Source organism: Mycobacterium avium subsp. avium, assembly GCF_009741445.1.
In the GTDB taxonomy this organism is placed as follows: domain Bacteria; phylum Actinomycetota; class Actinomycetes; order Mycobacteriales; family Mycobacteriaceae; genus Mycobacterium; species Mycobacterium avium.
This window is the reverse complement of record NZ_CP046507.1, coordinates 3,110,568-3,133,193: the sequence shown is the minus strand read 5'-3', so window position 1 is coordinate 3,133,193 and position 22,626 is coordinate 3,110,568. Positions and strand designations below refer to the sequence as shown.

Annotated in this window: 19 protein-coding genes; 10 read left to right on the top strand and 9 right to left on the bottom strand. The window is 69.2% G+C overall.

Annotated features, from left to right (window positions below):
* Positions 1 to 70: 70 nt before the first annotated feature.
* From MAA44156_RS14440 to MAA44156_RS14430, 3 genes are read right to left on the bottom strand one after another with little or no spacing between them, the layout of a single operon-like run.
* Complete coding sequence (locus tag MAA44156_RS14440; RefSeq protein ID WP_009975579.1) at positions 71 to 613, bottom strand: DUF1003 domain-containing protein; 543 nt, start codon at positions 611 to 613, stop codon at positions 71 to 73.
* Positions 610 to 1,917 carry a magnesium transporter MgtE N-terminal domain-containing protein gene (locus MAA44156_RS14435; protein ID WP_009975580.1) on the bottom strand — a complete coding sequence of 436 codons (1,308 nt, stop codon included), beginning with the start codon at positions 1,915 to 1,917 and terminating at the stop codon, positions 610 to 612. The genes MAA44156_RS14440 and MAA44156_RS14435 overlap by 4 nt, the downstream gene beginning before the upstream one ends.
* A gap of 44 nt (positions 1,918 to 1,961) precedes the next feature.
* On the bottom strand, positions 1,962 to 2,546 hold the full coding sequence (locus MAA44156_RS14430) for a DUF4190 domain-containing protein (RefSeq protein ID WP_009975581.1): 585 nt from the start codon (positions 2,544 to 2,546) through the stop codon (positions 1,962 to 1,964).
* A 165-nt stretch (positions 2,547 to 2,711) separates the two neighbouring features.
* On the opposite strand from MAA44156_RS14430, the gene MAA44156_RS14425 reads away from it, so the two are divergent.
* From MAA44156_RS14425 to MAA44156_RS14400, 6 genes are read left to right on the top strand one after another with little or no spacing between them, the layout of a single operon-like run.
* Positions 2,712 to 3,236, top strand: coding sequence for a YflT domain-containing protein (locus MAA44156_RS14425; protein WP_003875531.1), 525 nt, complete (start codon positions 2,712 to 2,714; stop codon positions 3,234 to 3,236).
* Between the two features lie 24 nt (positions 3,237 to 3,260).
* On the top strand, positions 3,261 to 4,673 hold the full coding sequence (locus MAA44156_RS14420; protein WP_009975583.1) for an extracellular solute-binding protein: 1,413 nt from the start codon (positions 3,261 to 3,263) through the stop codon (positions 4,671 to 4,673).
* Between the two features lie 53 nt (positions 4,674 to 4,726).
* The gene (locus MAA44156_RS14415) at positions 4,727 to 5,605 is read left to right on the top strand and encodes a carbohydrate ABC transporter permease (protein ID WP_009975585.1); all 879 of its coding nucleotides are present in this window, start codon (positions 4,727 to 4,729) and stop codon (positions 5,603 to 5,605) included.
* Entirely contained in the window at positions 5,595 to 6,434 is an 840-nt protein-coding gene (locus tag MAA44156_RS14410; protein WP_031351550.1) for a carbohydrate ABC transporter permease, read from the top strand. Before MAA44156_RS14415 ends, MAA44156_RS14410 begins: the two co-directional genes overlap by 11 nt.
* 4 nt (positions 6,435 to 6,438) lie before the next feature.
* Complete coding sequence (locus MAA44156_RS14405) at positions 6,439 to 7,617, top strand: ABC transporter ATP-binding protein (RefSeq protein WP_009975588.1); 1,179 nt, start codon at positions 6,439 to 6,441, stop codon at positions 7,615 to 7,617.
* On the top strand, positions 7,614 to 8,207 hold the full coding sequence (locus MAA44156_RS14400) for a suppressor of fused domain protein (RefSeq protein ID WP_009975589.1): 594 nt from the start codon (positions 7,614 to 7,616) through the stop codon (positions 8,205 to 8,207). Before MAA44156_RS14405 ends, MAA44156_RS14400 begins: the two co-directional genes overlap by 4 nt.
* Positions 8,208 to 8,312: 105 nt before the next feature.
* Here MAA44156_RS14400 and MAA44156_RS14395 read toward each other — a convergent pair whose 3' ends face one another.
* Both MAA44156_RS14395 and corA read right to left on the bottom strand, forming a co-directional pair.
* Positions 8,313 to 9,206, bottom strand: a complete 894-nt coding sequence (locus tag MAA44156_RS14395; protein ID WP_227974633.1) for a type IV toxin-antitoxin system AbiEi family antitoxin domain-containing protein — start codon at positions 9,204 to 9,206, stop codon at positions 8,313 to 8,315.
* A 155-nt stretch (positions 9,207 to 9,361) separates the two neighbouring features.
* Positions 9,362 to 10,462, bottom strand: coding sequence for a magnesium/cobalt transporter CorA (corA, locus tag MAA44156_RS14390; RefSeq protein ID WP_009975593.1), 1,101 nt, complete (start codon positions 10,460 to 10,462; stop codon positions 9,362 to 9,364).
* A gap of 189 nt (positions 10,463 to 10,651) precedes the next feature.
* Here corA and MAA44156_RS14385 point away from each other — a divergent pair, with 189 nt between their 5' ends.
* From MAA44156_RS14385 to MAA44156_RS14375, 3 genes are read left to right on the top strand one after another with little or no spacing between them, the layout of a single operon-like run.
* The gene (locus MAA44156_RS14385; protein WP_009975594.1) at positions 10,652 to 11,641 is read left to right on the top strand and encodes a malate dehydrogenase; all 990 of its coding nucleotides are present in this window, start codon (positions 10,652 to 10,654) and stop codon (positions 11,639 to 11,641) included.
* Between the two features lie 52 nt (positions 11,642 to 11,693).
* Complete coding sequence (locus tag MAA44156_RS14380) at positions 11,694 to 12,896, top strand: NAD(P)-dependent malic enzyme (protein ID WP_009975595.1); 1,203 nt, start codon at positions 11,694 to 11,696, stop codon at positions 12,894 to 12,896.
* On the top strand, positions 12,893 to 13,762 hold the full coding sequence (locus MAA44156_RS14375) for a glycine betaine ABC transporter substrate-binding protein (RefSeq protein ID WP_009975597.1): 870 nt from the start codon (positions 12,893 to 12,895) through the stop codon (positions 13,760 to 13,762). Before MAA44156_RS14380 ends, MAA44156_RS14375 begins: the two co-directional genes overlap by 4 nt.
* Here MAA44156_RS14375 and MAA44156_RS14370 read toward each other — a convergent pair.
* The 4 genes from MAA44156_RS14370 to MAA44156_RS14355 all read right to left on the bottom strand — a co-directional run bounded on the left by MAA44156_RS14370 (position 13,759) and on the right by MAA44156_RS14355 (position 20,367).
* Positions 13,759 to 14,610: an SDR family NAD(P)-dependent oxidoreductase gene (locus tag MAA44156_RS14370; protein WP_003878447.1), complete on the bottom strand. Its 852-nt coding sequence runs from the start codon at positions 14,608 to 14,610 to the stop codon at positions 13,759 to 13,761. The two genes, MAA44156_RS14375 and MAA44156_RS14370, sit on opposite strands and share 4 nt — an antisense overlap.
* Before the next feature lie 76 nt (positions 14,611 to 14,686).
* On the bottom strand, positions 14,687 to 15,511 hold the full coding sequence (locus MAA44156_RS14365) for an SDR family NAD(P)-dependent oxidoreductase (RefSeq protein ID WP_009975598.1): 825 nt from the start codon (positions 15,509 to 15,511) through the stop codon (positions 14,687 to 14,689).
* Between the two features lie 164 nt (positions 15,512 to 15,675).
* Positions 15,676 to 19,419, bottom strand: a complete 3,744-nt coding sequence (locus MAA44156_RS14360; protein ID WP_065370740.1) for a multifunctional oxoglutarate decarboxylase/oxoglutarate dehydrogenase thiamine pyrophosphate-binding subunit/dihydrolipoyllysine-residue succinyltransferase subunit — start codon at positions 19,417 to 19,419, stop codon at positions 15,676 to 15,678.
* Between the two features lie 174 nt (positions 19,420 to 19,593).
* Positions 19,594 to 20,367, bottom strand: coding sequence for a hypothetical protein (locus MAA44156_RS14355; RefSeq protein ID WP_009975605.1), 774 nt, complete (start codon positions 20,365 to 20,367; stop codon positions 19,594 to 19,596).
* Positions 20,368 to 20,608: 241 nt separating this feature from the next.
* On the opposite strand from MAA44156_RS14355, the gene MAA44156_RS14350 reads away from it, so the two are divergent.
* Positions 20,609 to 22,624 carry an MFS transporter gene (locus tag MAA44156_RS14350; RefSeq protein WP_033716394.1) on the top strand — a complete coding sequence of 672 codons (2,016 nt, stop codon included), beginning with the start codon at positions 20,609 to 20,611 and terminating at the stop codon, positions 22,622 to 22,624.
* The last annotated feature ends 2 nt before the right edge of the window (positions 22,625 to 22,626 follow it).

The following is a 22,626-nucleotide window of genomic DNA, read 5'->3' as shown; positions in this document are numbered from 1 at the left end:
GTTAGCTCGGTGAACCAGATCACCATACATAACTCTTGTGACGCGAGTGGCGCAATGGTTTGACCGGTTCTCACCTGGATTTCTTAGCCGTCTGCTCCCGGTTGTCGGCGCCGGAAACCGGCTCGCCGTCGGCGTTTTGGGGCCGCAGCTCGGCGAGCAGTTCGCGCAGGTCGTCGAGCTCGTGGCGCAGGTACTCCCGCGTCACCACCTCGCCGACGGCCAGCCGCACGGCGGCCAGCTCGCGGGCCAGGTACTCGGTGTCGGCCTTGGTCTGGGCGGCGCGACGGCGGTCCTCTTCGAGCGCCACCCGGTCGCGGTTCTCCTGCCGGTTCTGCGCCAACAGGATCAGCGGCGCCGCGTAGGCGGCCTGGGTGGAGAACGCCAGGTTCAGCAGGATGAACGGATAGGGATCCCAGCGCAGTCGCACCGCGAACACGTTCACCACGATCCACACCGCCACCACGATGGTCTGCAGCAGCAGGTACCGGCCGGTGCCGAAGAAGCGCGCGATCGACTCGGTGATCTGCCCGACGGTCTCGGGATCCAGCCGCGGCGAGTACCGGCGCGATGTCCGCGGCGTGTACAGCCGGCGCACAGCCGTGGATTTGCTCACCCGGATCCTCCCAGTCCCTCGAGCCGGCCGGCGGTGTCGAGTTCCTGCATGTCCACCCGCCAGTCCGGCGGCAGCAGGTGATCGAGCAGGTCGTCCACGGTCACCGCGCCCAGCAGGTGGTTCTCGTCGTCGACCACGGGGCCGCACACCAGGTTGTATGCGGCCAGGTAGCGGGTCACCGCGACCAGCGGCGTCTCCGGCCGCAGCGTCAGCAGGTCGCTGTCGACGATCCCGCCGACCAGCTCCGCCGGCGCCTCGCGCAGCAGCCGCTGCAACGGCACACAGCCCAGGTAGCGGCCGGTGGGCGTGGCCGTGGGCGGGCGCACTACGAACACCATGGACGACAGCGCGGCGGTCAGATCGGGATCGCGGGCCCGGGCCAGCGCCTCGGCGACCGCGGTGTCCGGGGTGAGCACCACCGGGTTGGACGTCATCAGGCCGCCCGCGGTGTCGGGGGAGTGGGTGAGTAGGCGGCGCACCGAGGCCGAATCGCCGGGGTCCATCCGTTTCAGCAGCATCTCGGCGTCGGTCGGATTGAGCACCCCGAGCAGGTCGGCGGCGTCGTCGGGATCCATCTCCTCGAGCACGTCGGCCGACCGTTCGGTCCCCAGCTGCGAGAGCACCTCGGCCTGGTCGAGTTCGGGCAGCTCCTGCAGGATGTCGGCCAGCCGGTCGTCGTTGAGCGCCTTGAGCACCTCGTAGCGGCGCTTGGGCGGGAGTCCGCGGATGGCGTCGGCGACGTCGACCGGCTTGCGGCCCTCGAACTGTTCGAGCAGCTGCGCGACGGCCTGGCCGGGCAGCGCCAGCGCCGACGGGGTCAGGCCCTGCACGTTGCGCCAGTCCACCACGTGCACCGGGCCGCGCCGGCGCAGCCGTCGCTGCGGGCGCACCGCGACCCGGGTGACCATCCAGTCCCGCGTCCGGGTCTGCTCGATGCCCAGGTCGGTCACCACCACGTCGACGCCGGCCAGCTCCGGCAGTTCGGGGTCGTTGACCTTGACCACGGTGTCGAGCACCTGACCTATCGCCAGCACCTCCCCGGGCCGCTGCTCGAAATGACGCAGCGACACGCTGCCGGTGCTCAGCGTCACGGCGTTGGGGTCGATGGCGGCCACCCGCAGGATCGGGATGAAGATGCTGCGCCGCGTCGCCAGGTCGACGACCAGCCCCAGCACCCGCGGTTGCTGGCGGACGATGCTGATGCTGATCACCACGTCGCGGACCCGGCCGACGGATTCGCCGAGCGGGCCCAGCACCAGCATCCGCGCCAGCCGCGCGATGTACACCCTGTTGACCGATCCCATGCCAGTAGAGCCTAGGCAGCTGCCGGTTCGATGGCCGAGCGCACCTAGTGGGTGTGCAAGGCGAACAGCACGACCACCAAAGTCACCACCAGGGTGGCGATTCCGATGACGATGCCGGCGACGGCCAGGCCGAAGCCGTCCTGGCGGGTCCGCTTGATCTGGTCGAGGGCGATCGCGCCCAGCACGATGGCCACGACCGAGCCGATGCCGCACAGCAGGCCGGTGAACGACGCGATGAGCGAGGCGATCGCCAAACCGTTGGTCCCGGGCTGCCCGCCGAGCAGCGGCGGCTGGGGCGGGTAGCCACCGTAATCCGGACCGGGGTAGTAGCCACCCGGGTATCCGGGCGGCCCGTAGCCCGGCGGGGGCGGCGGCCCGTACCCGGGCGGGGGCGGCGGAACCGGGGACGGAGCCGGCGGCGGGTACGGGGGCGGATAGCCGGGTGGGTAGTCGGCCGGATAGCCCGGCGGTGGGTAGGGCGGGGGCACGGAGCCGGCGGGCGGTTCCCACGGGGCCGGCTGGGCGTGCGGCGCCGAGGTTGCGTCGTCGTTGGGCTTGTCGCCGTGGGCCTGGTCGCCGTGGTGGTCGTGTTGGGCGCTCTCGCCGAAGCCGGCGCCGGGAGCCGTCATGGTGTTCAACCTAACCCATCCGCGACCGGCGGCTGCGGCGCCGAAGCCCGGGGCGCGGCGCGCGGTGTTTCCGCAGGTGGCATCCGTTGGCCGGCTGGACCGGCTGGATAGGCTGGGGAGGACCTGAGATGAAACGACGGTCGAGGCGGAGGAGAATGAGCGGCGATGACTAGTCCTTTCCAGCCCGGGCAGGTTCCCGGCGCGCCACCCCCCGGCGCGGGCGGTCGCCGCGGCGTGCCCGGTCTGCCGACACCGCCCCGGGGCTGGCCCGTCGGCTCCTATCCCACCTACGCCGAGGCGCAGCGTGCCGTCGACTACCTGTCCGACCAGCAGTTCCCGGTCCAGCAGGTCACCATCGTCGGGGTCGACCTGATGCAGGTGGAACGGGTGACCGGCCGGCTGACCTGGCCCAAGGTGCTCGGCGGTGGGGTGTTGAGCGGGGCATGGCTGGGTTTGTTCATCGGGCTGGTGCTCGGATTCTTCAGCCCCAACCCGTGGGGGGCGCTGGCCACCGGTCTGGTCGCCGGTGTGTTCTTCGGGTTGATCACCTCCGCCGTTCCTTACTCGATGGCCCGTGGCACAAGGGATTTCAGCTCGACCATGCAGCTGGTGGCGGGCCGCTACGACGTGCTCTGCGATCCGCAGAATGCGGAGAAGGCGCGGGACCTGTTGGCGCGCTTGGCGATTTGAGGCGCGCACGAGAGGTGTGAACAAGTGGTGATCGGTCGTGGGCGCGTACGCCGGGCAGGCGCGGTCGCGCTGGCGACACTCACCATCGCCGCGGCGTCGTCGGCGTGCGCCGCCGGGCCGCGCGGGCTGGTGATCAGCTTCTACACCACGGCCACCGACGGCGCCACGTTCGCCGCGATCGCCCAGGATTGCACCAGGCAGTTCGGCGGTCGCTTCGCCATTCAACAGATCAGCCTGCCCCGGGCCCCGGGCGAGCAGCGGTTGCAGCTGGCCCGTCGGCTGACCGGTCGCGACCGCACGCTGGACATCATGTCGCTGGACGTGGTGTGGACCGCGGAGTTCGCCGAGGCGGGCTGGGCGCTGCCGTTGTCCGACGACCCCGCGGCCCGCGCCGAAGCCGACGCGACCGTGGACACCTTGCCCGGCCCGCTGTCCACCGCGCGCTGGCACGACAGGCTGTTCGCCGCGCCCGTCACGACGAACACCCAATTGCTGTGGTACCGGCCGGATTTGGTGCCTCAGCCGCCGCGGACCTGGGACGCCGTGGTGACCGAGGCGGCCCGGCTGCACGCCGCGGGCCAGCCCAGCTGGATCGCGGTGCAGGCCAACGAGGGCGAAGGCCTGGTGGTCTGGTTCAACACGTTGCTGGCCAGCGGCGGCGGGCGGGTGCTCTCCGAGGACGGCCGCCGCGTCACGCTGACCGACACCCCGGCGCACCGGGCGGCCACCGTCAACGCGCTGCGCATCCTCAAGTCGGTGGCGACCGCACCCGGTGCCGATCCCTCGATCACCCGCACCGACGAAGGCACTGCGCGGCTGGCCGTCGAACAGGGCCGCGCCGCCCTGGCCGTCAACTGGCCCTACGCGCTGGCCTCGATGCTGGACAACGCGGTGAAGGGCGGCGTGCCCTTCCTGCCGCTGAACCGGGACCCGAGGTTGGCCGGCAGCATCAACGACGTCGGCATCTTCGTGCCCACCGACGAGCAATACCGCATCGCCTACCAGGCCAGTCAGAAGGTCTTCGGCTTCGCGCCGTATCCCGGTGCGGCACCGGGCCTTCCGGCCAAGGTGACCATCGGCGGGGCCAACCTGGCGGTGGCCAGCACCACCCGCCACCGCGCCGAGGCGTTCGAAGCCATCCGCTGCGTGCGCAGCCTGCAGCATCAGAAGTATGTGGCGATCCAGGGCGGCCTGCCGCCGGTGCGCACCTCGCTGTACTCCGACCCGCAGTTCCAGACCAAGTACCCGATGTACACCATCATCCGCCGCCAGCTCACCGACGCCGCGGTGCGACCGGCCACGCCCGTCTATCAGACGGTGTCCATCCGGCTCGCCTCGACGCTGAGCCCGATCACCGGGATCGACCCGGAGCGCACCGCCGACCAGCTCAGCGCCGAGGTGCAAAAGGCCATCGACGGGAAGGGGCTGCTGCCGTGACGGCCACCCTTGGCGAAACACGCCCTACCCCAACGTCTTCCGCCGCGCCGAGCGTGCTGGGCCGGACATCCGAACAGCGGCTGGCGCTTGTGCTGGTTGCGCCGGCGGCGATTCTGATGCTGGCGGTGACGGCCTACCCGATCGGCTATGCGGTGTGGTTGAGCTTGCAGCGCAACAACCTTGCGGCTCCGCACGACACCGCGTTCGTCGGCCTGAGTAACTACGCGACCATCCTCAGCGACCGGTATTGGTGGACCGCGCTGGCGGTGACGCTGGGCATCACCGTGGTCTCGGTGTCCGCCGAATTCGTGCTGGGCCTGGCGCTGGCGCTGGTGATGCACCGCACCCTGGTCGGCAAGGGCCTGGTGCGCACCGCGGTGCTGATCCCGTACGGCATCGTCACCGCGGTCGCGTCCTACAGCTGGTACTACGCCTGGACGCCCGGGACCGGCTATCTGGCCAACCTGCTGCCGCACGGCAGCGCACCGCTGACCGCCCAGATCCCGTCGCTGGCAATCGTCGTGCTCGCCGAGGTCTGGAAGACGACCCCGTTCATGTCGCTGCTGCTGCTGGCCGGTCTGGCGCTGGTGCCCGAGGACCTGCTCAAGGCGGCCCAGGTGGACGGCGCCGGCGCCTGGCGGCGGCTGACCCGCGTCACCCTGCCGATCATCAAGCCGGCGGTGGTGGTCGCGCTGTTGTTCCGAACACTGGACGCCTTCCGAATTTTCGACAACATCTACGTTTTGACCAACGGCGCCAACAACACCGGTTCGGTGTCGATGCTGGGCTACGACAACCTGTTCAAGGGTTTCAACGTGGGGCTGGGCTCGGCGATCAGCGTGCTGATCTTCGGATGCGTGGGCCTGATCGCGCTGGTTTTCGTCAAGGTCTTCGGTGCGGCAGCCCCCGGTGGTGACGTCGATGGCCGTTAACCGAACCGCCGCGCGTCGCACGGTGCTCTGGGCCGTGATCGACACGCTGGTGGTGGTGTATGCGCTGCTTCCGGTGTTGTGGATCTTCAGCCTGTCGCTGAAGCCGACGTCAACGGTCAAGGACGGCAAGCTGATTCCGTCGGCGATATCGCTGGAAAACTATCGCGGCATCTTCCGCGGCGACTTCTTCAGCTCGGCGCTGATCAACTCCGTCGGGATCGGGCTGATCACCACCGCGGTCGCGGTGCTGCTCGGCGCCATGGCCGCCTACGCCGTGGCCCGGCTGGACTTTCCCGGCAAGCGGCTGCTGATCGGGGCCACCCTGCTGATCACCATGTTCCCGGCGATCTCGCTGGTCACGCCGTTGTTCAACATCGAACGCTTCCTCGGCCTATTCGACACCTGGCCGGGTTTGATCCTGCCGTACATCACCTTTGCGCTGCCGCTGGCGATCTACACGTTGTCGGCGTTCTTCCGGGAGATCCCATGGGATTTGGAGAAGGCAGCGAAAATCGACGGCGCCACGCCGGCGCAGGCGTTCCGGAAGGTGATCGTGCCGCTGGCGGCGCCGGGCGTGGTGACCGCGGCGATCCTGGTGTTCATCTTCGCCTGGAACGATCTGCTGCTGGCGCTGACCCTGACCGCCACCAAGGCGGCCATCACCGCGCCGGTGGCGATCGTGAGCTTCAGCGGCAGTTCACAGTTCGAGGAGCCGACCGGATCGATCGCGGCCGGGGCCGTGGTGATCACCGTCCCCGTCATCTTGTTTGTTCTAATCTTCCAACGACGGATCGTCGCCGGGCTGACCTCTGGCGCTGTGAAGGGATGACTCGATGGCCGAGATTGTGCTGGACCATGTCAGCAAGAGCTACCCGGACGGCGCGACGGCGGTGCGCGACCTCAACCTCACCATCGCCGACGGCGAATTCCTGATTCTGGTCGGCCCGTCCGGCTGCGGCAAGACCACGACCTTGAATATGATTGCCGGGCTTGAAGATATCTCATCCGGCGAGCTGCGCATCGGCGGCGAACGGGTGAACGAGAAGGCGCCCAAGGACCGCGATATCGCCATGGTGTTCCAGTCCTATGCGCTGTACCCGCACATGACGGTGCGCCAAAACATCGCGTTTCCGTTGACACTGGCCAAGATGAAGAAGCCCGAGATCGCCCAGAAGGTCGCTGAGACGGCCAAAATCCTTGACCTGACCGACTTTCTGGACCGCAAGCCGTCGCAGCTGTCCGGCGGACAGCGGCAGCGGGTGGCGATGGGCCGGGCCATCGTGCGGCACCCGAAGGCGTTCCTGATGGACGAGCCGCTGTCCAACCTGGACGCCAAACTGCGGGTGCAGATGCGCGGCGAGATCGCCCGGCTGCAGAAGCGGCTGGGCACCACCACGGTCTACGTCACCCACGACCAGACCGAGGCCATGACCCTGGGTGACCGCGTGGTGGTGATGCATTCCGGTGTGGCACAACAGATCGGCACCCCCGACGAGCTGTACGAGAACCCGGCCAACCTGTTCGTCGCCGGCTTCATCGGCTCGCCGGCGATGAATTTCTTCCCCGCCACGCTGACGCCGATCGGGCTGAAGCTGCCCTTCGGCGAGGTGATGCTGACACCGGAAATTCAACAGGTGATCGCCGAGCATCCCGAGCCGGACAACATCATCGTCGGCGCGCGACCCGAACACCTGTCCGACGCCGCGCTGATCGACGGCTACCAGCGGATCAGGGCGCTGACCTTCGAGGTCAAGGTCGACATGGTCGAGTCGCTGGGCGCCGACAAGTACGTGTACTTCTCCACCGCGGCGTGGGCCGCGCACTCGACCCAATTGGACGAACTGGCCGCCGAGGCGGATGCACACGAAAACCAGTTCGTGGCAAGGGTTCCCGCCGAATCCAAAGCGGCCATCGGCCAGACGGTCGAGTTGGCGCTGGACACAACGAAGCTGATGGTCTTCGACGCCGACTCCGGGGTGAACCTGACCGTCGCGCCGTCCGGCTCGCCGTGAGCCAGGCCCTGGAGCCGGTGCGCGCGCACGTGCGGGCGCACTTCTGCGGCGACGAACCAGATTCGGCCAGCGTGACATTCCTGGGTACCGAAACCATCGAGGTGCTGCGGTTCCGCACGGCCGACGGGCTGGTGCACTACGTCTCGCTGGGCTGCTCGCGTCATCCGATGACCGAACCGACGGCCGAGATCGCCGACCCGGTGCGCGGACCGCGCGCCGAGATCGTGCTGCGGCTACGCGATCCCGGCCCGGTCACCGGCATCGCAAAGAGCCTGGCGATCCTGGCGGCATCCCCGGCCGTCGAGGGCGCGGTGCTGGTCGCCGGCGCGCTGATCGACCTGGGCTCGCCGCTGTGGGCGTCGCCGTCGGCCCGGGTGCCGTTCACGGCAGTGCTGTTGGGCCGCAGCGATATTCCCGATCTGCCGCTGCCGCCGCCGCGCGACCCGGTGCAATTCCTGTCGGCGACCCCCATCACCGCCACGGAAGCGGCGTGGGTGCGGCTGAAGGGCGCGGAGGCGATGCGGCAGGCGTGGGACAACGACGGCGTCGACGTGCTGGACCCGAATCGCCCTGCCGCCCAGCCGGGTTGACGTCTGCCGTTTCCCGCGAGCAGACGCAAAAGCCCCCGACACGCCGGGCGTCAAGGGGCTTTTGCGTCTGCTCGCGGGGGAACTCGCGGGAAATGACACCGGCGCTCAACCGGCGACGCGCGGCGCGGCCAGATGGCCGTTGATCCGCGCAATGAGGCCGACGGGGTCGTGTCGAATGTCGTCCACCGTCATCGGCACCGTCGTCCACCCACATTCCTGCAGCCGTGCGAGTTTGAGCCGGTCGTGCAGTAGGGCCTCGCGGTCCAAATGCCACTCCACGCTGTCATATTCGGCGAGAACCATCGATGCCGGCCAGGCGAAGTCGGCACGCCACCGTCGGCCGTGCCGGTCGGTGATGCTGTACTGCAGCTCCGGCATCGGCAGCCCACTGCCGATGAACAGCAGTCGTGCCTCACTCTCCATGGGCGATTCGGCGCGGCCGTCGGCGTAGGCCAGCAATTCCCGGACCTTGACGATTCCGCGACGACCATGCTGTTCGCGAGCCGCCGCGTCCAGCTCCGCTGCGGTGCATGCGCCGACACGCAGTGCCGCATCAAGCGTGGCCAGGGCACGCGCGGGCCGCAGCGCCCGGGCTACTTCTATCGCGGTCCACGCCGGCGTCGTCGCCAGATGGCCCTTCACTCGTCGCAGCGGCGCCCGAATCCGTTGGTGCACCATGATTTTCGGTGACGGGCGCATCCGGATTCCCGGATCGAGGACATGGATTCTGGTGGTGCGCTCGGTGTCGAAGCCGTACAGCGCGGCAGCGGTGCCCATGCACGCGACCACCGGCCGTCCGACCCTCAGTTGCGCGGCGTCCAGCGCATTGGACACGTCGGGAACGTTGGGTGCGTATACCCCGTGACAGACGCGGATGAGCATGCCGGACTTGACCAGACCGGCCAATTGTTTGCGCGAGACCGCGGTCAGCAGTTGGGAAGTGGTTGCCAGCCCGTCGCCGCGCAGGATGAGGCTCTCGATGTCCACAGCCGCAGACAATGCGGCAAGGTAAGTGTCGGAACCAGCCAGCTGCCGCGGCGATGTGGATAAGTCCCCCGCCCCCTCCCTCGAGCAGACGCAAAAGCCCCCGACACGCCGGGCGTCGAGGGGCTTTTGCGTCTGCTCGCGGAGGAACTCGCGGGAAAAAGCGAGCGCTAGAGCCAGTTGCGGTTGCGGAACTGGAAGTACAGCACCAGGCAGACGACGGCCATGCCCGCCATCACCGCCGGATATCCCCAGGTCCAGTTGAGCTCGGGCATGAAATGGAAGTTCATCCCGTAAATGGCGGCGATCATGGTCGGCACCGCCAGGATGCCGGCCCAGGCCGCCATCTTGCGCATGTCGTTGTTCTGCTGCATCCCCACCCGGGCCAGGGCCGCCTGGATCAGCGAGTTGAGCATGTCGTCGTAGCTGGCGATCTGGTCGGCGGCCTCGGAGTGGTGGTCGGCGACGTCGCGCAGATAGCGGCGCACCTCCTTGGAGATCACGTCCTTGTTCTCGGTCTGGATCCGGTGAAACGCCGACGACAGCGGGTTGACGCAGCGGCGCAGTTCGACGACCTCGCGCTTGAGCAGATAGATCGGTTCGACGTCGATCTTGCTGCCCGGGGCGAACGCCAACCCCTCGATGCTGTCGATGTCGGCGAGCATCAAGCTGCTCACCTCGAGATAGTGGTCCACCACGTGGTCGGCGATCGCGTGCATCACCGCGAACGGGCCCAGCCGCATCTGCTCGGGGTCGCCGTCCATCCGCTTGCGCACCTCGGACAGCCCGCCGTGTTCGCCGTGCCGGACGGTCACCACGAAATCGCGGCCGACGAACACCATGATCTCGCCGGTCTCGACGATCTCGCGGGCCAGCACCACCGATTCGTGCGGCACGTAGTTGACGGTCTTGAGCACCAGAAACAGTGTGTCGTCGTAGCGCTCCACCTTGGGCCGCTGATGGGCGCACACGGCGTCCTCGACGGCCAGCGCATGCAGCCCGAAAACGTCTGCCACTTCCTGCATTTCGGTCTGGTTCGGTTCGCGCAGGCCGACCCAGACGAATCCCTCGCGCCCCTGGGATTCGATCTCGCGGACCTTGTCCAGGGCGTCGGCGTAACCGAACACGCCGGGCAGCCGGTTCCCGTCGTCGTACACCGCGCAGTCGACCAGCGTCGCGCGGGCCGGCGGAGCCTCGGGCGCCGGCTGCGGGTGCGGTTGGTGGGCGATGGGCCGAAGCACTTCGGGCAATGCGTCGAATCCCTGGAACACATCCACCTCCCACGCAGCGCAGGTCAGACCAGGCGGTGCTCATGCTACGCGTCCCGGCGCCGGCCGGCGTGACGATCGCGCGGCGGAAAGCCCTGGTAGCGGACCGGAGATCGGCGGCAAAGAAGGGTGCGCTAGTTTCGAGCGGAACCCGAATCTGCACGAACTTCTCCACACAAGGGGTACATCGACGTGAGCGCAAGTCCTCTCAAGGTTGCCGTCACCGGCGCCGCCGGCCAGATCGGCTACAGCCTGTTGTTCCGCCTGGCCAGCGGCTCGTTGCTGGGCCCCGACCGCCCGATCGAGCTGCGTCTGCTCGAGATCGAGCCCGCGCTCAAGGCGCTCGAGGGCGTCGTGATGGAACTCGACGACTGCGCCTTCCCGCTGCTGTCCGGCGTCGAGATCGGCGCCGACCCGAACAAGATCTTCGACGGCGCCAACCTCGCGCTGCTGGTCGGCGCGCGGCCGCGCGGCCCGGGCATGGAGCGCAGCGACCTGCTGGAGGCCAACGGCGCGATCTTCACCGCGCAGGGCAAGGCGCTCAACGAGGTGGCCGCCGACGACATCCGCGTCGGCGTGACCGGCAACCCGGCCAACACCAACGCGTTGATCGCGATGAGCAACGCCCCGGACATCCCGCGCGAGCGGTTCTCGGCGCTGACCCGCCTGGACCACAACCGGGCCATCTCGCAGCTGGCCAAAAAGACCGGCGCCAAGGTCACCGACATCACAAAGATGACGATCTGGGGCAACCACTCCGCCACCCAGTACCCCGACATCTTCCACGCCGAGGTCAAGGGTAAGAACGCGGCCGAGGTGGTGGGCGACCAGAACTGGATCGAGAACGACTTCATCCCGACCGTGGCCAAGCGCGGCGCGGCCATCATCGACGCGCGGGGCGCCTCCTCGGCCGCGTCGGCCGCCTCGGCGACCACCGACGCCGCCCGCGACTGGCTGCTGGGCACCCCGGCGGGCGACTGGGTCTCCATGGCCGTCATCTCCGACGGCTCCTACGGCGTGCCGGAGGGGCTGATCTCGTCGTTCCCGGTGACCACCAAGGACGGCGACTGGACGATCGTGCAGGGCCTGGAGATCGACGAGTTCTCCCGCAGCCGGATCGACAAGACCACCGCCGAGCTCGCCGACGAGCGCAACGCGGTGACCCAGCTCGGCCTGATCTGAGACCGACGTGGGCAATTAGGACTACTTATGGGTAGCCCTTACCCTGAAGCGCGTGTCCGAATTGCTTGAATCGATACAGAGTCGCGCCGAGCAGGGCGCGATCACGGACGCCGAGATCTTCGCGGCACACGTCGGCGGCAAGCTGTCGGTCAGCCTGACCTCCCCGCTGGACACCCAGCGCGCGCTGTCGATCGCCTACACCCCGGGCGTGGCGCAGGTCAGCCGGGCGATCGCCGCCGACCACCGTCAAGCGGCGCACTACACCTGGGCTAACCGGCTGGTGGCCGTGGTCAGCGACGGCAGCGCGGTGCTCGGCCTGGGCGACATCGGGCCCGCGGCGTCGCTGCCGGTGATGGAGGGCAAGTGCGCCCTGTTCCAGGCGTACGGCGGGCTGAACGCCATCCCGATCGTGCTGGACACCAAGGATCCCGACGAGATCGTGGAGACCCTGGTGCGGCTGCGCCCCACCTTCGGCGCCGTCAACCTCGAGGACATCTCCGCGCCGCGCTGCTTCGAGATCGAACGCCGACTCATCGAGGCGCTGGACTGCCCGGTGATGCACGACGACCAGCACGGCACCGCGATCGTCGTGCTGGCCGCCCTGATGGGGGCCAGCAAGCTGCTGGGCCGGGACATGAGCTCGCTGAAGGTGGTGGTGTCCGGAGCCGGGGCGGCCGGCGTCGCGTGCACCAATCTCCTTATGGCGATGGGTGTTTCGGACATCACCGTGCTCGACTCGCGGGGGATCCTGCACGCCGGCCGCGACGACATGAACGACGTCAAGGCGGCGTTGGCGCGGCGCACCAACCCGGCCGGCCTGACCGGCAGCCTGGCCGAGGCGATCCGCGGCGCCGACGTGTTCCTGGGGCTGTCGGGGGGTGTGGTGCCCGAGGAGATGATCGCGGCCATGGCGCCCAACGGGATCGTGTTCGCGCTGTCCAACCCCGACCCGGAGATCCATCCGCAGATCGCGGCGAAGTACGCCACCGTGGTGGCCACCGGGCGCAGCGATTTCCCCAACCAGATCAACAACGTGCTGGCGTTCCCCGGGGTGTTCCGCGGCGCTCTGGAGGCCGGCGCCCGCCGGATCACCGAGAAGATGATGGTCGCCGCGGCCGAGGCGATCTTCTCCGTCGTCAGCGACGACCTCGCGCCCGATCGGATCGTGCCCAGCCCGCTGGACGCCCGGGTCGGGGACGCGGTCGCCACCGCGGTGGCGCTGGCCACAGAAGTTTCCGACGCTCCCGCCGGGTGAGAATCGGCAGGCTGGTCGCGCCGCTGCTGACCGCCCTACTCGCCGTCACCGGCTGCACGACCGACACCGGCGACCGTCGCGCCCACGCCGAGGTGGTGGTGGGCTCGCGGCCCGACGCCTCCTCGACGCTGCTGGCCGGCATCTACGTCGCCGCGCTGCGGTCCTATGGTTTCGCCGCGCGGCCCGCGACGGCCGGTGATCCGACAGCCCAACTGGATTCGGGCGCCTTCACCGTCGTCCCGGCCTTCACCGGACGGGTGTTGCAGGCGTTGCAGCCCGGCGCGACGGCCATGTCGGACAAGGACGTGTACCGCGCGATGATCGCCGCCCTGCCCGAGGGCATCGTGGCCGGCGACTACACGACAGCCGCCGAGGACAAGCCCGTGTTGCTGGTGAGCCGCGCCACCGCCCAGGCGTGGGGCGGCAGCGACGTCAGCGCGGACCTGAGCACGTTGCCGCGGCACTGCGACGGCCTGGTCGTCGGGGCCGTCGCCGGGCACCCCGCGCCGCCGGCGGTCGGCAGCTGCCGGTTGGCCGCCCCCCACGAATTCCCGGACGCCGCAACGATGTTCGCCGCTGTGCGGGCGGGGCAGCTGACCGCGGGGTGGACGACGACGGCCGATCCCGGCACGCCCGCCGACCTGGTGGCGCTGTCCGACGGCAAGCCCGCGCTGATCCGGGCCGAGAACGTGGTGCCGCTGTATCGGCGCAACGCGCTCAGCGAGCGGCAGTTGCTGGCGATCAACGAAGTGGCCGGCGTGCTGGACACCGCGGCGCTGGTCGACATGCGCCGGCAGGTGGACACCGGCGCCGACCCGCAGGCGGTGGCCGGCGGCTGGCTGGCCGAACACCCTCTCGGGCGTTAACGCTTGGGCAGCAACCGGGTCACGAACTCCTTGACCCGGCCCATCACCGGGCCGGCCAGCAGCCGCTCGTAGTTGGGGCCGGCCGCCCGCACCAGCAGGTCCATGGCCTTGACGTCGGGGCCGACCAGCACCCGGGCCTTGTTGCGGCGCACCCCGTCCAGGATGAGCTGGGCGGCGCGCTGCGGCGTCGTCTTGGCCTGCTGTTCCTCGAACAGGCTGGCCAGCTCGGCGTGGTCGAGGCCCTCGACACCGGTGGCGTTGCGGGCGAACGCGGTTTTGATGCCGCCGGGGTGCACCGTGGTGACCCGGACCGGGTGACCGGCGCGCAGCATCTCTTGATGCAGCGCCTCGGTGAAGCCGCGGACGGCGAACTTGGCCGACACGTAGGCCGCCTGCCCGGGCGCCGAGAACAGGCCGAGCGCGCTGGAGATGTTGATGACGTGCCCGTCGCCGGAGGCGATCAGGTGGGGCAGGAACGCCTTGGTGCCGTTGACGACGCCCCAGAAGTCGACGTCGACCACCCGCTCGATGTCCTTGAACCGGCTGTCCTCGATGGAGCCGATGAACGTGATGCCGGCGTTGTTGTAGATCTGGTTGACCCGGCCGTAATGCTCGTTGACCGCGTCGGCGTAGGCCAGGAACGCCTCGCGTTCGGTCACGTCGAGCCGATCCGCCTTGACCGGCGCGCCGATCGCGGCAAGCTGCTCCGCCGTCTGCGCCAGCCCCGCGGTGTCCACGTCGCTGATCGCCAGCTTGGCCCCGGCCCGGCCCAGCTCCACCGCCAGCGCCTGCCCGATGCCCGATCCGGCGCCGGTGACCACGGCGACCTTGCCGGCGAACCCTTGCATGCCACACTCCCTCGAGCAGGTTTGACCGCTTGACGGTAATCGCTGCCAGCGATGCTGGCTATAGGGGGTCTCGTGATCAGTTGGGCAGCAGCCGGCTCATGACCGGCCCGAACAGCCGCTGGTAGCCCGAACCGGTCAGCCGCACCAGGATGTCGAGCGCCTTGGCGTCCGAGCCGACCAGCACCCGCGCCTTCTTCTTGCGCACCGCGTCCAGGATGATCTGGGCGGCGCGCTGCGGCGTGGTCTTGGCCAGCCGCTTGTCGAACAGCTTGGCCAGCTCGGCCTGGTCGAGGCCCTCGGCCGCGGTGGCGTTGCGGGCGATCGCGGTCTTGATGCCGCCGGGGTGCACGGTCGTCACCGCCACCGGGTGACCGGCCGCGGCCATCTCCTGGCGCAGCGCCTCGGTGAAGCCGCGCACGGCGAACTTGGCCGAGTTGTAGGCCGCCTGGCCCGGCACCGAGAACAGGCCGAACACGCTGGAGACGTTGACGACGTGTCCGTCGCCGGAGGCGATCAGGTGCGGCAGGAACGCCTTGGTGCCGTTGACCACGCCCCAGAAGTCGACGTCCATCACCCGCTCGATGTCCTTGAACCGGCTGACCTCGACGTCGCCGGTGAAGGCGATGCCGGCGTTGTTGTAGATCTGGTTGACCTTGCCGAAGTGCTCCTTGACAGCGTCGGCGTAGGCCAGGAACGCCTCGCGCTCGGTCACGTCGAGCCGATCGGCCTTGTACTGCGCGCCGATCGCCTTCAGCTGTTCCTCCGTGTGGGCCAGGCCTTCGAGGTCGACGTCGCTGATCGCCACCTTGGCGCCCGAGCGGGCCAGCTCGACGGCCAGCGCCTGCCCGATTCCCGATCCCGCGCCGGTGACCACGGCGACCTTGCCGGCGAACCCCTGCATGAGCGGCCTCCCTCGTGTTGGTTCACGTCGAGGCTAGCCGGTACCCGGGGTACCGCTGTCCTCGGGTGCGAACGTCGCCTCCGCCCGCCTCGCCGAGCGTCACGCCAGCGTGGCGCCGGGCCCCGAGCGCCACGCTGGCGTGACACTGAGGACCCGTCGATGCCTCAGGCGAAGGCGGTGTCGATGATCTCCTGCTGCTCGACGGCGTGCACCTTCGACGAGCCCGACGACGGCGCCGACATCGCCCGGCGGGAAATCCGCTTGAGCCCGGTCAGCTTGTCGGGCAGCAGCTCGGGCAGCTCCAGGCCGAATCGCGGCCAGGCCCCCTGGTTGGCCGGCTCCTCCTGCACCCAGAAGTACTCGCGCACGTTCGGGTAGCGGTCCAGCGTCTCGCCCAGCCGGCGCTTGGGCAGCGGGGCCAGCTGTTCGATCCGCACGATCGCCACGTCGTCGCGGTTGTCCTTGTTCTTGCGCGCGACCAGCTCGTAGTAGAGCTTGCCGCTGGTCAACAGCACCCGGCTGACCTTGCCGCGATCGCCGATGCCGTCCTCGTAGGTCGGCTCCTCGAGCACCGAGCGGAACTTGATCTCGGTGAAGTCCTTGATGTCGCTGACCGCGGCCTTGTTGCGCAGCATCGACTTCGGGGTGAACACGATCAGCGGCCGCTTGATCCCGTCCAGGGCGTGCCGGCGCAACAGGTGGAAGTAGTTGGACGGGGTGGACGGCATCGCGATCGTCATCGACCCCTCCGCCCACAGCTGCAGGAAGCGCTCGATGCGCGCCGAGGTGTGGTCGGGGCCCTGGCCCTCGTGCCCGTGCGGTAGCAACAACACGACGTTGGACAGCTGACCCCACTTGGCCTCACCCGAGCTGATGAACTCGTCGATGATCGACTGCGCGCCGTTGACGAAGTCGCCGAACTGCGCCTCCCACAACACCAGGGCATCCGGGTTGCCCACGGTGTAGCCGTACTCGAAGCCGACGGCCGCGTACTCCGACAGCGGGGAGTCATACACCAGGAATTTGCCGCCGGTCGGGGTGCCGTCGGGGTTGGTCGCCAGCAACTGCAGCGGGGTGAACTCCTCGCCGGTGTTGCGGTCGATGATCACCGAGTGTCGTTGCGAGAAGGTGCCGCGCCGGGTGTCCTGCCCGGACAGCCGCACCAGCTTGCCCTCGGCCACCAGCGAGCCCAGCGCCAGCAGTTCGGCGAAGGCCCAGTCGATCTTGCCCTCGTAGGCCATCTCCCGGCGCTTCTCCAGTACCGGCTGCACCCGCGGGTGGGCGGTGAAACCCTCCGGCAGCGCCAGGAACGCGTCGCCGATGCGGGCCAGCAGCGCCTTGTCCACCGCGGTGGCCAGGCCCGCCGGCAGCATCTGGTCGGCCTCCACCGACTCGCTGGGCCCCACGCCGTGCTTCTCCAGCTCGCGGACCTCGTTGAACACCCGCTCCAGCTGGCCCTGGTAGTCGCGCAGCGCGTCCTCGGCCTCTTTCATCGAGATGTCGCCGCGGCCGATCAGCGCCTCGGTGTAGCTCTTGCGCACCCCGCGCTTGATGTCGACGACGTCGTACATGGCCGGGTTGGTCATCGACGGGTCGTCGCCCTCGTTGTGCCCGCGCTTGCGGTAGCACAGCATGTCGATAACGACGTCCTTCTTGAATTTCTGCCGGAAGTCGACGGCCAGCTTGGCCACCCACGCGCAGGCCTCCGGGTCGTCGCCGTTGACGTGGAAGATGGGGGCCCCGATCATCTTGGCGACGTCGGTGCAGTACTCGCTGGAGCGCGAGTGCTCCGGCGCCGTGGTGAAGCCGATCTGGTTGTTGACGATGATGTGGATGGTGCCGCCGACCCGGTAGCCGGGCAGATGGGTCAGGTTCAGTGTCTCGGCCACCACGCCCTGGCCGGCGAACGCGGCATCGCCGTGCAGCATCATCGGCACCACCGAGAAGGCCTTCTCGTCTCCCTGGTCGTCGGCGCCGTGGTCCAGCAGGTCCTGCTTGGCCCGGACCAGACCCTCCAGCACCGGGTCGACGGCCTCCAGGTGCGACGGGTTGGCGGTCAACGACACCTGAATGTCGTTGTCGCCGAACATCTGTAGGTACACGCCGGTGGCGCCCAGGTGGTACTTGACGTCGCCGGAGCCGTGCGCCTGCGCCGGGTTGAGGTTGCCCTCGAACTCGGAGAAGATCTGCGAGTACGGCTTGCCGACGATGTTGGCCAGCACGTTGAGCCGGCCGCGGTGCGGCATCCCGATCACCACTTCGTCGAGCCCGTGCTCGGCGCACTGATCGATCGCCGCGTCCATCATCGGGATCACACTTTCCGCGCCTTCCAGCGAAAAGCGTTTCTGCCCAACGTATTTGGTCTGCAGGAAGGTCTCGAAGGCCTCGGCCGCGTTCAGCTTGCTCAGGATGAACTTCTGCTCGGCCACCGTCGGCTTGACGTGTTTGGTCTCGACCCGCTGCTGCAGCCATTCCTGCTGCTCGGGGTCGAGGATGTGGGTGTACTCCACGCCGATGTGGCGGCAGTACGCATCCCGCAGCAGGCCCAGGATGTCGCGCAGCTTCTTGTACTCCGCCCCGGCGAAGCCGTTGACCTTGAACACCCGGTCCAGGTCCCACAGCGTCAGGCCGTGGTTGAGGATCTCCAGATCGGGGTGGCTGCGGAACCGGCTGCCGTCCAACCGCAGCGGGTCGATGTCGGCCATCAGGTGCCCGCGGTTGCGGTAGGCCGCGATCAACTCCATCACCCGGGCGTTCTTGTCGACGATCGAGTCCGGGTTGTCGGTGCTCCACCGGATCGGCAGGTACGGGATGCTCAGCTCGCGGAAGATGTCGTCCCAGAACGCGTCCGACAGCAGCATCTCGTGGATGGTGCGCAGGAAGTCACCGGATTCCGCGCCCTGGATGATGCGGTGGTCGTAGGTCGAGGTCAGTGTGATCAGCTTGCCGATGCCCAGTTCGGCGATGCGTTCCTCGCTGGCCCCCTGGAATTCGGCGGGGTACTCCATCGCGCCCACGCCGATGATTGCGCCCTGGCCGTTCATCAGCCGCGGCACCGAGTGCACGGTGCCGATGGTGCCGGGGTTGGTGAGCGAAATCGTCACGCCGGCAAAGTCTTCGGCGGTCAGCTTGCCGTCGCGGGCCCGCCGCACGATGTCCTCGTAGGCGGTGACGAACTGGGCGAACCGCATGGTCTCGCAGTTCTTGATGCCGGCCACCACCAACGACCGCTTGCCATCCTTGCCCTGCAGATCGATGGCCAGGCCCAGGTTGGTGTGCGCCGGGGTGATCGCGGTGGGTTTGCCGTCGATCTCGGCGTAGTGCCGATTCATGTTCGGGAACTTCTTGATCGCCTGCACCAGCGCGTAGCCCAACAGGTGAGTGAACGAGATCTTGCCGCCGCGGGTGCGCTTGAGCTGGTTGTTGATGACGATCCGGTTGTCGATCAGCAGTTTGGCCGGGATGGCGCGCACGCTGGTGGCCGTCGGCACCTCCAGCGACGCGGACATGTTCTTGACGACGGCCGCGGCGGCGCCGCGCAACGTCTGGAGCTCGTCACCCTCGGCCGGCGGGGGAGTGGCGGGCTTGGCCGGGCGGGTGCTCGCCCCGTTGCCCGGGGCCGCGGCGGGCTGGGGCGCGGGCCGGGCCGGCTGGGCGGTCTGAGCCGGCGGGGCCGTTTGGGCGGGCGGGGCGGGCTGGGCGGTTTGCGGGGCAGCCGGCGCCGGGGCGGACGGGCCGTCGGTGCTGGCCGGGGCGGCCAGCACCGAGTCGCCGGTGGGCTCGGGGTTGTAGTCGACGAGGAATTCGTGCCAGCTCGGATCGACCGACGAGGGGTCGTCGCGGAACTTGCGGTACATCTCCTCGACCAGCCATTCGTTCTGCCCGAATGGTGAACTTATGTTGCTCACGACCGCAGTTCGCCTCAATCCCGTTGTCCCGCAGGGTCACCGCAGCGCTGTCCCGCGGCGCCTGCCCTCTTGTCGGTCCCGGGTGCCCGAGCACCCCACACTGGTGGCGGTCCTCATTGATTCCGCCCTATAAAGGCTAACCTTTTGCCGCCGATCCGCCCACGGAGCCGGGGTTCAGCCGGCTTCGTGGATGGGCGGCACCAGATGCAGCGCCCGCGGCCAGCGCGCGGGCGGCGCGCCGAAGGCCCGGTTGGCGTTGCGGATGATCTTCTTGCCGGCCAGATAGTTGCCGACGGCGCCGACGACGACGCCGATCCCGACGGGCAGCAGTTTGCCGAACAGCAGCGCGCCCCGGCGCAGCGTGTACCTGCGCACCCACGACTTGAGCAGCCGGGAGTTCAGTCGCGACATCGACGACAGCGGCAGCGCGGCCAGGCTCTCGGAGACCCAGCCGCCCTGGGTCCGCCCGGGGCCGATCAGCTGGGCGACGGCCCGCTCGCTGTTGTCGCCGACGAGCACGGCCAGCACCAGCGCGCGGCGGCGTTCCCGGTGATCGGCCGGGATGTCGTAGACCACCGCCGCCGCCAGCACGAAGAAGGCGGTGGCCTCCAGGAAGGTCACCGTCTCGGCGGCCGCCGCGGACAGCGCGCTCAGGGTGCCGATCCCGGGGATGGTGGCCGCGGCGCCCACCGCAACGCCGCCGGCGGTCACGATGGCCAGATAGCGTTTCTGCAGCTTGGCCAGGATCTCGGCGGGGCCCGCGTCGGGGTGCCCGTTGCGCAGCCGGGTCACGTACGCCTCGGCGGCCGGGCCCTGGATCCGCGAACTGCGCTCGATCACCTGCGCCAACGCCCGCGCGGACACCTTGGGCCGACCGCTGTCGGTCCGCGCCGCCGCGCTGGACGTGCTGAAAAACCGGTTCGGAAACCTGTTCCGTCGGGCCCGCATATTTTCTCTCCTGCAAATGGCGTTCCTTCAGGCTAACGTGCCCGCGCCGCCTCCCGGCGCGTTATCCGTCCCCGGCGGATCCTTGCCTGCCGGCCCATTGCCGCGCCGGGGATAATGCAGGCTGGATGTCTGCGGCGGCCGGGCCGCCGGGTGCCCTGGTTGCGGCCGGTCGGCCAGCGCGGGCCGATCCGGCGGAAACGGCGCCGGACAGGTTCGTCGGGAGCGAAACGAGGTGGGGTGGATGACCACGGCTACGCCCCGCACCCCGGGGGGTGGGCGGCGCGCGCCGTCCGGGCCCGCTCCGGGCGCCCACCGCTGGGACCTCATCACCCGAAGCTCGGCGCACTCGCAGAACCCGTGGAACCCGCTGTGGGCGATGATGATCGGCTTCTTCATGATCATGGTCGACTCGACCATCGTCGCCATCGCCAACCCGACCATCATGGCCGACCTGCACATCGGCTACGACACCGTGGTCTGGGTGACCAGCGCCTATCTGCTGGGGTACGCGGTCGTGCTGTTGGTGGCCGGGCGTCTCGGCGACCGCTTCGGCACCAAGAACCTGTACCTGATCGGCCTGGCGGTGTTCACCGTCGCGTCGGTGTGGTGCGGGCTGGCCGGCAGCGCCGCCATGCTGATCGCGGCCCGCGTCGTCCAGGGTGTCGGAGCCGGCGTGCTGACTCCGCAGACGTTGTCGACGATCACCCGGATCTTCCCGGCGGAGCGGCGCGGCGTGGCGGTCAGCGTGTGGAGCGCCACCGCCGGGGCGGCCAGCCTGGCGGGGCCGCTGGCCGGTGGGGTGCTGGTCGACGGGCTCGGGTGGCAGTGGATCTTCTTCGTCAACGTCCCGATCGGGGTGCTGGGGCTGGTCCTGGCGTACTGGCTGGTTCCGGTGCTGCCCACCCAGTCGCACCGCTTCGACCTGGTCGGGGTCGGGTTGTCCGGGGTGGGCATGTTCCTGATCGTGTTCGGGCTGCAGCAGGGCCAGGCCGCGCACTGGCAACCCTGGATCTGGGCGCTGATCGTCGCGGGTGTCGGGTTCGTGACGGTGTTCGTGTTCTGGCAGTCGGTCAATGTCCGGGAGCCGCTGATCCCGCTGGTGATCTTCGCCGACCGCGACTTCAGCCTGTGCACCATCGGCGTGGCGATCATCTCGTTCGCCGCGACGGCCATGATGTTGCCGCTGACGTTTTACGCCCAGGCGGTGTGCGGCCTGTCGCCGACCCGCTCGGCCCTGCTGATCGCGCCGATGGCGATCGCCAACGGGGTGTTCGCGCCGTTCGTCGGCAAGATCGTCGACCGCTACCACCCGCGCCCGGTGCTCGGTTTCGGGTTTTCGCTGCTGGCGATCGCGCTGACCTGGCTCACCTTCGAGATGTCGCCGGCGACGCCGATCTGGCGGCTGGTGCTGCCGTTCTTCGCGATGGGTGTGGGGATGGCCTTCGTGTGGTCGCCGCTGACGGCGACCGCGACGCGCAACCTGTCGGCGCAGCTGGCCGGCGCCGGGTCCGCGGTGTACAACTCGGTACGTCAGCTGGGCGCCGTGCTGGGCAGCGCCGGCATGGCCGCGTTCATGACGTGGCGGATCGGCGCCGAGATGCCGGGGCAGCCCGGCGGCGGGGGTGAGGACTCGGCCGGGCCGGTGCTGCCCGAGTTCCTGCGCGGGCCGTTCGCGGCGGCCATGTCGCAGTCGGTGCTGCTGCCGGCGTTCATCGCGTTGTTCGGGATCGTCGCCGCGCTGTTCCTGGTGGGTTTTCGCCCGTGGGCGCACCGCGACGGCGGGACCGACGCGTTCGGGCCGGACGACTACGGCGGCGACTATCACGACGACTACGACGACGATGACGCGTACGTCGAACTCATCCTGGTGCGTGAACCCGAACCCGAGGCGCAGCAACGCGCCGGGCAGCCGCGACGGCCGCAGCCCACCCCGGCACCGCCCGCCGACGTGCGCCGCCGTGACCCCGTCGAGTCCCGGCGCAGCGTGCTCGACGAACGGCCCGCTCAGGTTCAGCCGATCGGCTTCGCGCACAACGGGTCTCACGTGGACGGCGGCAAGCGGCTGCGCCAGGTGGCGGTGCGGCGCGCGCCCAAACCCGGCCCGCCCGCCGACCGGTTCACCCGGCCGCCGCGCCGCCATCACCCCGGCCCGGCGGGTCACCACTTGGGCGAAGGCGAGTCGCTGCGCGGCCAGCACCACCGTCCCGACCCGGACGACGACCCCACCGGTTACGGCCGGCACTCGTCGGGCAACTAGCC

Excerpts from the sequence above, each read along its gene's own strand:
- MAA44156_RS14435 (WP_009975580.1), bottom strand. The coding sequence starts at position 1,917 with ATGGGATCGGTCAACAGGGTGTACATCGCGCGGCTGGCGCGGATGCTG.
- MAA44156_RS14430 (WP_009975581.1), bottom strand. The coding sequence starts at position 2,546 with ATGACGGCTCCCGGCGCCGGCTTCGGCGAGAGCGCCCAACACGACCAC.
- MAA44156_RS14425 (WP_003875531.1), top strand. The coding sequence starts at position 2,712 with ATGACTAGTCCTTTCCAGCCCGGGCAGGTTCCCGGCGCGCCACCCCCC.
- MAA44156_RS14410 (WP_031351550.1), top strand. The coding sequence starts at position 5,595 with ATGGCCGTTAACCGAACCGCCGCGCGTCGCACGGTGCTCTGGGCCGTG.
- MAA44156_RS14405 (WP_009975588.1), top strand. The coding sequence starts at position 6,439 with ATGGCCGAGATTGTGCTGGACCATGTCAGCAAGAGCTACCCGGACGGC.
- MAA44156_RS14370 (WP_003878447.1), bottom strand. The coding sequence starts at position 14,610 with ATGCAAGGGTTCGCCGGCAAGGTCGCCGTGGTCACCGGCGCCGGATCG.
- MAA44156_RS14365 (WP_009975598.1), bottom strand. The coding sequence starts at position 15,511 with ATGCAGGGGTTCGCCGGCAAGGTCGCCGTGGTCACCGGCGCGGGATCG.
- MAA44156_RS14355 (WP_009975605.1), bottom strand. The coding sequence starts at position 20,367 with ATGCGGGCCCGACGGAACAGGTTTCCGAACCGGTTTTTCAGCACGTCC.
- MAA44156_RS14350 (WP_033716394.1), top strand. The coding sequence starts at position 20,609 with ATGACCACGGCTACGCCCCGCACCCCGGGGGGTGGGCGGCGCGCGCCG.